A 13,278-nucleotide genomic window follows, 5' to 3' on the forward strand; every position below is an offset into this window, starting at 1 on the left:
TACGAATATACGACAAATTGCAGTAGTTTCTTGTCATCGGCAACCAGCAGTCTGAGCGTTTTGCCGCGACGTCAGAAATCCCTGTTGCAAATGCGAAGGGTGATCTTGCGCGTTGGTGAGCTTGTACAAACGAACAGCGCGGAGCATATTGCTCCGCGCTGTGGTGTGTGGTGGAGATGGGGGGAGTTGAACCCCCGTCCAGAAAGCTAGACCGCAGACATCTACAGGTTTAGCCCCTCGCTTGATCTCGCCCGCGGTCGCGCGAGTGGCAGAGCGACCGTTGGGCCAGCCTGATCTCTTAGCCGATAACGCTCAGGCAGGCGTTACCGGAGCACCCGACTGCTGACGCTCGACCCGTAACCATCGGGGGAGCTACGGCGAGCGCGCCGCTATTATTAAGCAGCGAGGGCCAGGCGAGCCTGGGCCCGAGTGTTGGTGTTGGCAGTTGTTGCCTTGCCCCTTTTACGTGACTGGGCGGCACGACCTGCAGTCTACGGCGTTCACTCCCTGTCGAAACCAGAGCATCCCCGCAGGCTGTATTCGTAGTATATCTCGCTCAACGCGGTTGTCAATCAGTCTTCCGATAGAGATTTGTTAGTTGTGAGGTGTGGCGGCACCGCGTTGACTTCTGCTGATGTGCGTTGCATATTGAGAACACAACGCTGTAGAACCTATTTTCTGCAAGAAGTTAGATTATTCACTCCTGACCGAACTCTATGAGCGTAACGAGTACATCTAGCCTCCCAGAGACCAGTAGGGTCAATGGCATGCCACGTGCCGGATCATGAGTACGGCTGCGGTGAGAGCGTGGCTGCCACACTCCAAACGCTGCGACACGCGCACGACGAGCAGGCAGGGCAACCTCATCCAGCGCTTGATGGCACGGCCGGAGCTGCTCTCTGTCAACAGGTCGGGAGCAGAATGAACGAGCTTTGGTGATTGGCAAGCGTTCATGGGCCTGGGCGATAGTCTGGTAGCACGATAGCACAGCGTTTATGAAATAATCTAGTGATGGGATTGCCTTACGCCAACGGATGGACTTCTCGTCTGCGCTTGTCCATCAACCGGTACTCACGGGACGAGCATGGAAGTGACAGGCCAGACGCCTGATCCACGATTGCATCGCACTCACGTGCAGGCAGCTCTTCACGGACGGTTGAGCCGGCGGACGTGCTCTGAACGCACGTTGTCTCTGTGAACCGCACCTGATTATGCGGGCTGATGTAGCAGCGGGGCTACCGCACTCCAAGATGATGCCACGGGTATGATTGCGCGTGAACGGTATCCATCCGGAGAGTGCTGCGAGGATGAGGGCGACGGCTCCCAGATACACCAGTATCTCCCAACAACGACAGACGACAAAACCAGTATAATACAGCCAATAATTTCCGCGACTGTATCACATTAGACGCCAATGCATGGCAGGGGGTCTGTGCCCGACGCAGACCTTCGCAGATGTAGCAAACCGCACGAGGAGGTGTGTCCGATGCACATGTATGAGCTTGGTCTGGACAAGAACGCAGCAAATTACACGCCCCTGACCCCACTCTCGTTTCTTAAACGAACAGCGATGGTCTATCCCAATTTGCCGGCAGTCATTCACGGCGAACGGCGGTATACGTGGGCACAGGTCTACGAACGATCACGACGGCTTGCTTCTGCCTTGCGTGCGCTTGGTGTTGGCTTCCGCGATACGGTTGCTGTCGTTCTCAGCAATACACCCGAAATGTACGAGTGTCATTTTGGGGTTCCAGGAGCCGGTGCTGTCCTTAATACCATCAATGTCCGGCTTGATGCCGCAACCATCGCTTTCATCCTCGATCACGGTGAGGCGAAAGTCTTGATTACCGACCGCGAATTTTCGCCGGTGGTGAAAGCGGCGCTGGAACAGTGTAACCGAACGTTGACCGTCATTGATGTAGACGATCCTGTGTACACCGGCCCAGGTGAACGGTTGGGTAGTCTTGAATATGAGCAGTTTCTCGCCGGTGGTGATCCCGATTTTGACTTGATCTATCCTGCCGATGAGTGGGAAGCGATCACGCTCAACTACACATCAGGCACAACGGCCAATCCTAAAGGCGTCGTCTATCACCATCGCGGGGCCTATCTCAATGCCCTCTCCAATATTGTTTCGTGGGGGATGCCCCACCATGCCGTCTACCTCTGGACGCTGCCGATGTTCCATTGCAACGGCTGGTGTTTTCCCTGGACGATGGCTGCGAACGCGGGTACTAACATTTGTCTCCGTAAAGTTGATGCCGGGCTGATCTGGCAGGCGATTGAAACGTACCGTGTCACTCACTACTGCGGTGCCCCGATTGTCCATTCGTTGATCGCCAATAATGCCCCTCCTCACTGGCGTGAAGGTCGGGGTACCCACAAGGTCAGCGGTCTGATTGCCGCCGCTCCACCGCCGGCAGCCGTTTTGCAGGCAATGGCTGAAATTGGCTTTGATATTACCCATGTCTATGGTCTGACCGAAACCTACGGGCCGGCAGCGGTATGTGCAAAGCAACCCGACTGGCATACGCTCCCGATTGCCGAACAGGCGCATCTCAACGGACGCCAGGGGGTAGCCTACCACGCGCAAGAGGCGATTAGTGTGCTTGATCCGGCGACGATGCAGCCAGTGCCGTGGGATGGGCAGACGATGGGTGAAGTGATGTTTCGCGGCAATATCGTTATGAAGGGCTATCTCAAGAATCCAGCCGCGACCGAAGCTGCCTTCCGCGATGGCTGGTTCCACTCTGGCGATCTGGCGGTGGTGCATCCTGATGGCTACATTAAGATCACCGACCGTGCAAAAGACATTATTATCTCTGGTGGCGAGAATATTTCCTCGATTGAGGTGGAAGATGCACTCTACAAGCATCCGGCAGTGATGTTGGCTGCGGTGGTCGCCGCACCCGATCCGAAGTGGGGCGAGGTGCCTCACGCCTTTATCGAGCTAAGGGAAGGGGTTACCGTCACCGAGGAGGATTTACAGCAGCACTGTCGGCGTTTTCTGGCCGGTTATAAGATACCCAAGAAGTTTACCTTCGGCCCCTTACCGAAGACGTCAACCGGTAAGATTCAGAAGTTTATTTTGCGCGAACAGGCCAAGTCACGACAGGCTATTGCCGAAGCGTAGTCTTGTATCTAATTCAAGTTGCTACCTTTTTTACCACAGAGACACGGAGGACACAGAGAATGAGTATAGTCTGGGTTGCTACCGTGAGAGGTGACGAAGTGCGTCTATAGGAATTGACTGCTCCTGAAATTGTTTACGGTTACGCCACACGGTGTTGCGTGCGACGTGTGACAATGATGTTACGTCAGCAGTGCGCTGCGATACGCCCCCACCCTTACCCGCCCCCAGCGGGGGCGGGAGTTGCCGGGGCAGGATGACTCCTGCTAGCGCACTCTGGTGCAGGGGGCGATGCTCCACTGGAAACAGATATGGTGTGCGGTTTCAGGTGGTGGGTGGGCCAGAGGCCCGCGCTCCTAGCTCCCGGAGAAGGATGGGGAATACTCCACCCCCCATTCCTCCAATAGGAGACCAGCGAGCGGTGCTGGGACTTCCTGATGCAATAAACAGTAGCTCATTCTGATGCTCTGTCTGTTCCTCCTCCAGCGGGGGGAGGTCAGGAGGGGGCTGGAATTGAGATAAGCAGAAACCAGTACGGAGCATGCCCCTCCCTACTCCCCCGCTCCTCTACCACCCAGGGAGAGGAGCGGGGGCTGAAGGGCACTACCCGTCACCAGCGCCCGGCAGGCTAACCGATAGAAGTGGGGCGATGAGTGCGATTGGTGCGGCAGGATGGCTGCCGCATTCCCCACGGCGAGCACGTGCAAGGTTGGCACCGGCACCGTACTCACCGGAGGTGCGCGTTCCCAGGACTTAGTCTCCCCCACCCTATCCCGCCCCCCAATACATTATCCATATCTATTTTGTCAACCTCTCCACGCATCTGCAGCGCCTATCTCATCGTGCGCGATCCCAGCACTATTGCACTGTAACACCGTCGCGTGAGTCTCACGGCACGAATGGGAAACGGTGTATCAGCCTGTGGCGCAGGCTTCTAGCCTGCGCACCATCGGCCATGTCCAGTACCTGACGGCGGTGGCGAGGATGCTTGCACGCGGACTGGAAGCCCGCGCCATGGGGAGCGTTTGCCGTCCGATCTGACGCAGCGTGACATGTGGGTAATGCATAGCCCAGCGGGGGCGGGTAAAGGTGGGGCAGGATGACTCCTGCTAGCGCGATTCGGTTCAGGGTGCGATGCCCCGCTAGAAGCAGGTTAGCGTGCGCACTCAGATGGTGGGCGAGCCGGAGGCGTGCGCTCCCAGCGCCTGCTACGCCCTACCCTTACTCACCCCCGCTGGAGGCGAGAGTTGCCGGTACAGGATGATTTCTGCTATCGCGATCTGGTTGGGGGTACGATGATCTACTGGAAGCGGGTATGGCGTGCGTCCCCAGGGGCAAGCCAGAGGCCCGCGCTCCCAGCGTCCAGGGGTATCGGCGTTTGCGTGCAGCGGTCAAGGACGTAGCGTTTTGATATGGTTCAGTCCTGTGGGGATAACTGTCGTAGCGTCTTACCTTGACAATGGTAGTGGGTAGGGCGAGTGTGATAAACCGCACTTGATAATGTTCGGCACACTGGACAATGATGCGATTCTCCGCCAGTTCATCATCTCTGTCATACCGGCGTTGCGGTGGTGAGGCTGGCACTGCAAAGGCTAAGGGATTACAGGGAGGAGGTGAATCTAATCCTGACAGACCGATCCAAAAGAGCTATTCCCCTGATACGCGCTGCTTCAAGGCAACGGTGCGCTAATTACACGCGATTGGCAATGGGTGATTGCTATCTATTCGCCGATCAGTTGTATGGATTTGTTGCCAATTTGTCATCTTTTCCCTGCCACTATCATTGACGCTCGTATCTGGCTGTGGTACGATCTGCTCACCTTTAATACAGCCCCGTGAGGCTGTGAAGGAGCAATTTGATGAGTTACATGTCAGCGTGGCCCATATTATCGCTGTGCTTTTTCCCTGATCCCGCACCTGCGGGCAGGGATTTTTTGTTTGCGCAGTCCGTTCGCTGCGGAGGAACGCATGGGAAAAGAAAAACAGATTCTGTCGGCTGATGAGATTCGGCGGGCGCTGGTACGCATTGCGCACGAGATCGATGAACGCAATGGCGGTCTGCGCGATGTGGTTCTGGTTGGGATTCGGAGCCGTGGTGTGCCGCTGGCGGAGCGAATTGCAGCCGCAATTGCCGATTTTGAAGGGACGCGCATACCGGTGGGGCAACTGGACATTACGCTCTACCGTGATGATTTGAAGCTGCGTGGGCCGGCACCACGGGTGCGTAAGACCGATTTGCCGATTGATATTACCGGGAAGACGGTTGTGCTGGTGGACGATGTGCTGTTTACCGGGCGCACGGTGCGGGCAGCACTCGACGCGATTGCCGATCTGGGGCGTCCGGCCCGGATTCAGCTTGCTGTTCTGATCGACCGTGGTCATCGTGAATTGCCGATTCGGGCCGATTTTGTGGGGAAGAATGTGCCAACCTCGCTCTCCGAGAGGGTGATGGTGCGTTTGCGCGAGACCGATGGGGTTGATGAGGTTGTGATTCTGCGAGGTTCTGCCAATGACTGAATTACGTCGTCATGCAATCGATCTCGATGACTTTAGTGCGACTGAGATCGAGGAGATTCTGGAAACGGCCGAGAGTATGCGCGAGGTGCTGAGTCGTGAAATTAAGCAGGTACCGGCACTACGCGGTAAAACTGTAGTCAATATGTTTTTTGAGGAGAGTACGCGCACGCGCATCTCGTTTGAGCTGGCAGCGCGGGCTTTGTCGGCAAATGTGGTCGCCTTTACCGCACGGGGGAGCAGTGTCGAGAAGGGTGAGTCGTTGGTTGATACGGTGCGCACTCTGCAGGCGTTGGGTGCCGACATCATTGTTATGCGCCACAGTCAGTCGGGTGCGCCGTATCTGGTGGCGCGTCACTTTCGTGGCTCGCTTATCAATGCTGGCGATGGCCGCCATGCGCATCCCACGCAGGCACTGCTCGATCTCTACACGATGCAGAGTCGATTGGGACAGATCCGCGATCTGCACGTCGTTATCGTCGGCGATATTCTGCATAGCCGGGTGGTGCGCTCCAATTTGTGGGGCTTGACCCATCTCGGTGCGCGGGTGACGCTCTGTGGCCCACCCACCCTGATCGGCCCGGCGGCGTTCTGGACGGCGACCTGGCCGCAGGTGCGGATTGCGTATGAACTTGACCCACTGCTGCCAGAAGCTGACGTGGTGATGGCGTTGCGTCTGCAAAAAGAACGGATGCAGAGTGGATTGTTGCCGGCGTTGCGCGAGTACACTCGGGTCTATGGTCTCACCAGCGAACGCCTTGCCCGCCTGCCGTCACATGCGATTGTGATGCATCCCGGCCCGATGAATGAAGGGATCGAAATCTTTCCCGAAGTGGCTACTGCATCGCCGGCAGTAATTGAAGAGCAAGTCACGAATGGCGTCGCGGTGCGTATGGCGTTACTCTATCGAATGGCCGGTTGAGAGGAGATGGTAATGCGTTATCTGATTAAAAATGGCACAATTATCGATCCGGCCAATCGTGTAGCCACCATTGGCGATATTCTGGTTGCCAACGGTAAAGTTGAGCGGTTGTACGATCTGGCCGATCTGCACACTGATCGCGAACCATTAGCACCTGATGTAGAGGTGATTAATGCCCGTGGTTGTGTGGTTGCCCCCGGTTTTACCGATCTTCACACCCACCTGCGCCAACCGGGCGAAGAGCACAAAGAGACCATCGCCAGTGTCAGTGCCGCTGCGGCCGTTGGCGGTTTTACCACCCTCTGCGCTCGACCGACGACACGTCCAACACCGGATCATGCGGCGGCTATTCGCCAGTTGCGTGAGTTGACCGATCAATACGCCAGAGTGCGGATTGATCTGATCGGTGCATTGACCGTGGGTAATGAGGGTCAGGTGCTGAGTGAGATGCGAGAGCTGGCCGAAGCCGGTTGTATTGCCTTCAGCGATGGTGGGCGGACGATTGCCAATACGGCCTTGCTGCGTCATGCCCTTGCCTATGCCGCGGCTCTCAAATTACCGGTGATGGTCAGTTGCCAGGACCCGTATCTGGCAGCGGGCGGAGTAGCGCACGAAGGTGCTGTCAGTATTCGATTGGGCTTACCCGCTATTCCGGCGGCTGCTGAAGAGGCGATTGTCGCCCGCGATATTGCCCTTGCCGAAGCGACCGGTGCACATCTACATATCAGTCGGGTCAGTACAGCCGGCAGCGTGGCGCTGATTCGTGCCGCTCGTGCCCGCGGCGTCCATGTCACTGCCGAAGTTACACCACACCACCTGACGCTAAGCGACCGCTGGCTGTTGGGATGGTTGGAAGAGCGCAACGAGATTGAGACCGGGCGTTCCGGAGTACATCCCGACCTGAGTCTGCCGTCGTGGCTCAATCCGGTGCTGTTGCCACCCTACGACAGCTCGACCCGGGTTGATCCGCCTTTACGCAGTATCGAACACGTTGAAGCGCTGGTGGAGGGGCTGCGTGATGGGGTGATTGATGCGATTGCCACCGATCACGCGCCGCACGCATTGGTAGACCGGGACTGCGAATATGGGATTGCCCCGCCCGGTATCAGCGGTCTGGAAACGGCCCTTGCCCTCACCCTGACCCTCGTCCATCGCGGTGAGATGGACATTGTCAATCTGATCGCCAAACTCACCGAAGGACCGGCACAGGTGCTCAACCGCTCACCGGCCAATCTCCGCCCAGGTGCGACCGCCGATATTGTCATCTTCGATCCCGAACGCAGTTGGGTGGTCGACCCAGATCACTTTGCATCACGTGGTCGCAATACACCACTGCGTGGTCAGCGCCTGAAGGGGCAGGTGATGCTCACCATGGCTGCCGGTAAGATCGTCTTTCGCCGCGACGATTTTGGTCGGCAGGCGCAGGCTGCCCCCCAACCGTCACGGCTGGAGGGTATTTTGGGGGCGGAGTAGTGGTTTGCGAGGTGCGGAAGCCATACTTCCGCACCACTACCGTACATGTGGCACGTGCCCGCCCGCTGCTCGCCGTTGATCCAGGCGTCTGATTCGATTGCATCACGGTACTAATTGCCCTTGACCGTCCCTCGCTTTTAGGATGTGCCGGTTTTTACTGTGTTCCCCATTACTCGGTGTGTTCATCAATACCAGGCGTTCTGTCTTCTCCCTGCGGCCCCAACTACCCCCCAGCGAAGAATGAGCGAAGCAGGTAAGGTATACTCTCTGGTGCAGAATCCTATTCCAACCCATCACAACGCGCACCAGCCACAGCTAGAGGAGTTCGGTATGGCAACTATTCAGGCTGACATTGATGCACTACGGGCAACGTTAAATGCTTTGCGCCAGGGTAGCAGTGCGATAGAGGATGCATTTGCACAGGCCACGCAGGCGATGACGGCTCTGCAGAGTGGGCCATGGGCCGGGAACCATCGTCAACAGGCGGAAGCCGCCTGGGAGCGCATCCGGAGTCAGTATACGACACTGTGCGAGACGCTTGGTCAGCTCACGCGACGTACTGAACAGTTTACCAATGCCCTTGAAGAGGCTGGGAGCAGGTTCGGAGATGGCAGCAGCGCTGGGCGTCACATCAGTGGTTCTGAACGTATGACACCCATTCCCGAAACGCCGGCAACGCCACCAGAAACGGCTCCGGAGCCAACCCCTGCCCCGGCAACCGGTGCTCTGCCACCAATTCTGAACGAGCGCATACGCCTCAGCAACGATAGCGAAGTTCTGGCGAGTCAGCTTGATGGCCGGACGCCCGTTGCCGGAATGGATAGCATCTACGGTAAACCCGGTCAGCTCCCCCTCAATGCACCGATCACCAGTGTGCCCGGTAACCGCCACCCTGAACTGTACGCTGCGGTGATTAATCAGTTCGGGGTTGCCGGTAATCCTCGCTACGCTTCAGACAACTACACCTACTGCAATACGTTTGCCGGCGATGTGATGCGGGCGATGGGCGTACCTTTGCCAACAAAGACCGAACTGGGGACGGGCGTACCCGGAGATCGGGCAACCGTCAATGCTGCCGACCTCAACCGCTGGCTTACAACGCAGGCATCGGCGCATGGATGGCGCGAAGTCGATCCATCAACACCTGAAGGGTTGCGGCTGCTGAAAGAACACGTTAACGCTGGCAAGCCGGCGCTCGCATCCGATCCCGGTCATGTTGCCGTCATTCGTCCTGGACAGCATGGAGATACAGTAGCTGATCTACGCATTGCTCAGGCCGGCGGCATGAACATCAATGATGTGCGATTAGGCAATGCCGGCTTAGGCAGTAGCTTTAGGCCGCGGTACTTTATCCACGAGTAACTTTGTTACCAGCAATACATCCGTAACCACGCTTTGGTGGTGCAGAAGCAGGACCTCACACATGCGGGGCATACCTGTGTGGAAGCGTCAGCGGGCGTGTCATCGACGAGAGGAGGAACACGACAGGCTGAGTTTCGGTACGTCTCACATCAGAACGAATGCCATTGGAGAACTTTTTAAGGATGGGGATGGATGTTAATCGTGGAGTCACCGTCTGCTGTTCCGCTCTACACAGCGCGGCGACTCCACGACGCTCTGACATTACGAGAGCGATAAACGCGGCTTACGATGACAAATCGATGCCGTAAATTGCCGAGTATTTTGTGCGCAGATATGTCAGGTAGGGTTCAATCTGCATCGGCCCACCGGCCGCACGCTCAATCAGCTCGGTAGGGGTAAAGACACTGCCGTGCCGATAGATGTTTTCGCGGAGCCAGCCGTGCAGGGTTGCGAATTCACCCTGCCCGATTTCATCATCGATCTCAGGATGCGCAGCACGTGCCGCAACCAGGAACTGAGCACTGAGAATGTTGCCCAGGGTATAGCCCTGGAAAGCACCACCGATCAGCCCGCCGAACCAGTGTACATCCTGGAGCACGCCATCACGATAATCGGGAACGGTCACACCCAAATCTTCAGCGTAGCGCGCATTCCAGGCGTCCGGCAGATCACGTAGCTTCAGCGTGCCTTCAAGCAACGCCAGCTCCAGATCGAACCGAATCATCACGTGCAGGTTGTACGTCACTTCATCGGCATCAGTGCGGATCAGTGATGGCTGTACGCGATTGATGGCGCGGTAGAATGTATCGAGCGGTACGTTCCCCAATTGCTGAGGGAAGGTCTGCTGAAGTTCAGGGTAGAAATGCTCCCAGAATGGACGCGAACGACCGATCAGATTTTCCCAGAGCCGTGACTGGCTTTCGTGTACGCCAGCCGACACACCGTTGCAGAGTGGTGTCGCTTCAAAAGCGGGGTCGATCCCCTGTTCGTACATCGCGTGGCCCGATTCGTGAAGTGTACTGAACAGACCATCACCCAGATCGTGCTCGTTGATGCGCGTTGTGATCCGGACATCGCCAACCGAGAACTTAGTGGCAAAGGGGTGATGGGTCAAATCCTGCCGTCCACGCTCAAAATCGTAGCCGAAGCGTCGAATGATCTGCTCGCCAAACGCAAGCTGGTCGTTGCGCGGGTAATACTGGCGCAGACAGGAGTCATCGATGGGGGGCTGGGCAACAATCGCCCGAATGATGGGGGTCAAGCCGGTGCGCAGACGGGCAAACAGATCACGAATCACCGACGCCCGCATCCCATAGTCGCTAAAGTCGATTAGCGGATCAGCCGGATGCTCGTAACCGGGAAAACAATCGGCAACCCTCCGGCTCAGTTCAAGGGTGCGTTCGAGATACGGCAGCATCGTAGCAAAATCGTTCGCCGGGCGAGCCTGAGTCCAGGCGTGATAGCTGGCTGCCGTATGGGCAGCAATCTCGCTCACCAGATCAGCGGGCAAGCGAGTCATGCGCTCGTAGTTGCGCTGGGCAACCCGAATTAACGCTGCATCAGGATGTTCATACGGCAATTGCTCGGCGTAGGGCATCAATTCAGCCAGTAACCGGCCCAATTCGGGATCGGTGCTCTTCATGTGGGCCAGGCGCGAGAGGGTCGCGAGCTGACGGGCACGGGCGGCTGCACCACCGGGGGGCATATATGTGCTCTGATCCCAACCCAGCACAGCCGCAGCACTGTTCAGATCGTCAATCTCCTGGAGGCGAGCACGAAGTTCTTGGAGACGGGTTTCCATGACAGCTCTCTCTTTCTCAACTGCGCTGTCGCCAGGCCAACAACCGTTGTTGGGCGGCGCGCAGCGTTTCAGGACGCTTGGCAAAACAGAAGCGGGCCAGCAGCGGCAAATCGTGTTGCCGGGCGTAAAAAGCAGAAGGGGGAATGGCAGCAACACCAACTTCCTGCGTCAGGTAGCGACAGAACGTGACATCGTCGTGAAAGCCGGTCGGGGTGATGTCGGCCATCAGGAAATAGCTGCCTTCGGTGGGCAAGACCGGCAAGCCGACACTAACCAGAATCTCTTCCAGTAGACGATAACGAGCTGTATATTCAGCGCGAAATTGTTCATAATAGCCGTTATGCAAAGCTCCTTCCAGGGCAGCCGCCGCGGCAAATTGCAAGGGGGTCGCGGTCGCAAAGGTGATCCACTGGTGAGCTGCGCGCAGGGCGGCGTTGAGGCTGGCCGGGCCAACTGCATACCCGATTTTCCAACCGGTGAGGCTGAAGGTTTTGCCCAGACTGTTAATGGTCAATGTCCGTTCCCACATGCCGGGCAGCGTTGCAATAGGAAGATGGGTTGCGCCGGCGAAGACCAGTTGGTCGTACACCTCATCAGAAATCACGATCACGTCGTAGGTCTGGCACAGATCGGCGATCTGCTCCAGCTCGTCCTGGCGAAACACCTTACCGGTTGGATTGTGAGGCGTATTGAGCATCAGCAGACGGGTGCGTGGCGAGAACACAGCCTGCAACTCTGCCGGATCGAACCACCACGTTGCATGACCGTCGCCGGGGGGATGGAGGCGAACGAAACGGGGAACGCCGCCGGCCATCGTCACATCGGGCAGGTACGCATCGTAAAAAGGCTCAAACAGGATAACCTCATCACCAGGATTCACCAGTGCCTGCACCGCGCCGAACAATGCCTCAGTTGCACCACTGGTGACGGTCACTTCAGTCACCGGATCAACTGTCCGCCAGCCCTGGGCCTGCCAGGTGGCCGCAATCGCCTCACGCAGACGTGGCACACCGATGTAGGGTGCATACTGGTTGGCATCGGCGGTGATTGCTTCTATCGCAGCCTGCTTCACCCATTCCGGCCCAGCGAAATCAGGAAAACCCTGGCCCAGATTCACGGCACCGCATTGCACGGCAAGCGCACTGATTTCGGCAAAAATCGTAGTGCCAAACTGACGAACCCGCTCGGCGCTGAGTGATAGTGTCATCGTGCACCCCTGGAAGAAGTTACAGGCACAGCGTGCCAGTATTACAGTGTAACCCTGCATCTTTACTAATGGTACCACGAGTGCTGCAACTTTTGCGCAAAAGACTACGTCATAGCCGCAGAAGTACAATGGCCTGGTGTTAAAGGAGGAAACACATGTCGCTACAGAACGATCAAACCCGCCTGATTGGGATTCTTTTAATCACCCTCGGCGTGGTGACACTTTTCAAGCTCTGGTGGCTGGTGCCGATTGCGCTGCTAGCCGGGGGTGGTATCGCCATTTACCGTCGTCAACGCAACCTGGGCCGCACCGACGAAGCGGTGCAGGCGCTCTTGTGGGGTGTTGGTTTAGCGTTGCTATCGCTGTTCAAGCTACTGTGGCCGGGCATTCTGCTGTTGGGTGGTGTCAGCCTGTTACTGCGCGGTCGCGAAGCTGAGGTGGAGCAGCGGATGTGGGCTTTGCTGGGTCAACTCCTGAGCTGGAATCGTCGGCCAACGACACCGCCAACTAGCAACAAGGTGCAGATTGTCGAAAAGCACGAGGAAGCGTAAAGAGTCGGCAGACAGGGCAGGCGAAACACCTGCCCTTTTTGATCCCCGTCGTTGGCTGGTAGAGAGCGATAAACTGGTTTTGGGAGTGCGAGCCGGAGGCTCGCACTTTTGTCTTGTACGTCTGACTTGCTGTCGAACCAGCGTGATGGTGGGGCGAGCGGGTCAGGTTGTGGCTGTATCCGGTAATGCACGGCGACACGCCCCCACCTCCACCCGCCTCCAGCGGTGGCTATGCATTACCCATATGTCACGCTGCGGTAGGCTGGGCTGCACGCGCTCCCCGTGGCGCAGGCTTTCGGCCTGCGTGGAGGCATCATC

General features: G+C 57.4%; 8 protein-coding genes and 1 other RNA gene. 6 read left to right on the forward strand and 3 right to left on the reverse strand.

Annotation, left to right across the window (positions count from 1 at the left end; genetic code table 11):
* Positions 1-168: 168 nt before the first annotated feature.
* Positions 169-529: a transfer-messenger RNA gene (gene ssrA / locus VAE57_RS09270) on the reverse strand.
* Positions 530-1,486: 957 nt separating this feature from the next.
* Between ssrA and VAE57_RS09275 the strand changes: the two genes are divergently transcribed.
* From VAE57_RS09275 to VAE57_RS09295, 5 genes are all read left to right on the forward strand, one after another.
* The gene (locus tag VAE57_RS09275; RefSeq protein ID WP_322821602.1) at positions 1,487-3,133 is read left to right on the forward strand and encodes an acyl-CoA synthetase; all 1,647 of its coding nucleotides are present in this window, start codon (positions 1,487-1,489) and stop codon (positions 3,131-3,133) included.
* A 1,965-nt stretch (positions 3,134-5,098) separates the two neighbouring features.
* Positions 5,099-5,647: a bifunctional pyr operon transcriptional regulator/uracil phosphoribosyltransferase PyrR gene (gene pyrR / locus VAE57_RS09280; RefSeq protein ID WP_322821603.1), complete on the forward strand. Its 549-nt coding sequence runs from the start codon at positions 5,099-5,101 to the stop codon at positions 5,645-5,647.
* Positions 5,640-6,566 carry an aspartate carbamoyltransferase catalytic subunit gene (locus tag VAE57_RS09285; protein WP_322821604.1) on the forward strand — a complete coding sequence of 309 codons (927 nt, stop codon included), beginning with the start codon at positions 5,640-5,642 and terminating at the stop codon, positions 6,564-6,566. The genes pyrR and VAE57_RS09285 overlap by 8 nt, the downstream gene beginning before the upstream one ends.
* 12 nt (positions 6,567-6,578) lie before the next feature.
* Positions 6,579-8,039, forward strand: coding sequence for a dihydroorotase (locus VAE57_RS09290; protein ID WP_322821605.1), 1,461 nt, complete (start codon positions 6,579-6,581; stop codon positions 8,037-8,039).
* Positions 8,040-8,369: 330 nt separating this feature from the next.
* Positions 8,370-9,401 (forward strand): WXG100 family type VII secretion target, encoded by a 1,032-nt coding sequence (locus VAE57_RS09295; protein WP_322821606.1) that lies wholly within the window; start codon positions 8,370-8,372, stop codon positions 9,399-9,401.
* Between the two features lie 283 nt (positions 9,402-9,684).
* Here the strand turns inward: VAE57_RS09295 and VAE57_RS09300 are convergent, their stop codons facing one another.
* Positions 9,685-11,202 carry a carboxypeptidase M32 gene (locus VAE57_RS09300; RefSeq protein WP_322821607.1) on the reverse strand — a complete coding sequence of 506 codons (1,518 nt, stop codon included), beginning with the start codon at positions 11,200-11,202 and terminating at the stop codon, positions 9,685-9,687.
* Positions 11,203-11,218: 16 nt separating this feature from the next.
* Complete coding sequence (locus VAE57_RS09305; protein ID WP_322821608.1) at positions 11,219-12,409, reverse strand: aminotransferase class I/II-fold pyridoxal phosphate-dependent enzyme; 1,191 nt, start codon at positions 12,407-12,409, stop codon at positions 11,219-11,221.
* Positions 12,410-12,564: 155 nt separating this feature from the next.
* Between VAE57_RS09305 and VAE57_RS09310 the strand changes: the two genes are divergently transcribed.
* Positions 12,565-12,960: a hypothetical protein gene (locus VAE57_RS09310; RefSeq protein WP_322821609.1), complete on the forward strand. Its 396-nt coding sequence runs from the start codon at positions 12,565-12,567 to the stop codon at positions 12,958-12,960.
* Positions 12,961-13,278: the final 318 nt, after the last annotated feature.

It is taken from the genome of Chloroflexus sp. (assembly GCF_034434295.1).
Taxonomy (GTDB): Bacteria; Chloroflexota; Chloroflexia; order Chloroflexales; family Chloroflexaceae; genus Chloroflexus.

Coding starts and splice junctions, on each gene's coding strand:
- VAE57_RS09275 (WP_322821602.1), top strand. CDS start 1,487: ATGCACATGTATGAGCTTGGTCTGGACAAGAACGCAGCAAATTACACG.
- VAE57_RS09300 (WP_322821607.1), bottom strand. CDS start 11,202: ATGGAAACCCGTCTCCAAGAACTTCGTGCTCGCCTCCAGGAGATTGAC.
- VAE57_RS09295 (WP_322821606.1), top strand. CDS start 8,370: ATGGCAACTATTCAGGCTGACATTGATGCACTACGGGCAACGTTAAAT.
- VAE57_RS09285 (WP_322821604.1), top strand. CDS start 5,640: ATGACTGAATTACGTCGTCATGCAATCGATCTCGATGACTTTAGTGCG.
- pyrR (WP_322821603.1), top strand. CDS start 5,099: ATGGGAAAAGAAAAACAGATTCTGTCGGCTGATGAGATTCGGCGGGCG.
- VAE57_RS09305 (WP_322821608.1), bottom strand. CDS start 12,409: ATGACACTATCACTCAGCGCCGAGCGGGTTCGTCAGTTTGGCACTACG.
- VAE57_RS09310 (WP_322821609.1), top strand. CDS start 12,565: ATGTCGCTACAGAACGATCAAACCCGCCTGATTGGGATTCTTTTAATC.
- VAE57_RS09290 (WP_322821605.1), top strand. CDS start 6,579: ATGCGTTATCTGATTAAAAATGGCACAATTATCGATCCGGCCAATCGT.